The organism is Kitasatospora putterlickiae, assembly GCF_039527695.1.
GTDB classification, from domain to species: domain Bacteria; phylum Actinomycetota; class Actinomycetes; order Streptomycetales; family Streptomycetaceae; genus Kitasatospora; species Kitasatospora putterlickiae.
The window spans coordinates 1-663 of the sequence record NZ_BAAAKJ010000120.1 but is presented as its reverse complement, the minus strand read 5'-3'; the positions used below and the strand labels follow the sequence as shown (position 1 = coordinate 663).

The following is a 663-nucleotide window of genomic DNA, read 5'->3' as shown; positions in this document are numbered from 1 at the left end:
CGGGCGCCGGGCCGGCGGCCGGTCAGCCCCGACGGCCCCAGCGGCGGCCCTTGCCCTTGCCGTCGCCCTGACCGCTCTGACCTCCCTGACTCCCCTGGCCACCCTGACCACCTTCGCCGGCGCTGCCACCCCGGCCGTCCTGGCCGCCGGTGGCATCGCCGCCGCCGGTGGCACCGGTTCCACCGGAACGCGGACGGTCCGCCTGGTTCCAGCGGGCCCACTCCTCGCGCGAGCCGAGCAGGGTGTCCGTCAGGCTCGGCAGGTCGTCCATCGGGGTCTCCTCCGCCCAGTCCGGACGCGGACGCTGGTCGGCGCCGGGCCCGCCCTGCTCCGGGTCGATCACCGGAAGCTCGCGGGTGCGCTCCGCCGGGCGGTCCTCGGCGCCGGGCCGCTGGTCCCGCCAGAGCGCCGGGGGCGCCTGGCCGGCCGGGGAGTCCGGCCCGATCCGGGGCAGCACCGCCGTGTGGTCGGTGTCCTCCGCCGGGACCCGCGGCAGCACGGCCGTCTCGTCGGCCGCTGGCCCGTCCGGCACCACCGGCAGCTTCGCCGTCGCGGTGAGGTCCGCCGCGCCGGCGCCCCGCACCGAGAGCTCCTGGGTCGCGTCGCCGCCGGGCCGAGTCCGCGGATCCACCGGCCCGCCGTCCCGCACGGCCCTCAGCTCCG

General features: G+C 79.8%; 1 pseudogene. It reads right to left on the bottom strand.

From position 1 onward, the window contains the following. Positions 1–22 precede the first annotated feature (22 nt). Positions 23–663, bottom strand: a pseudogene (locus ABD308_RS12530) (hypothetical protein); the annotation flags it as partial.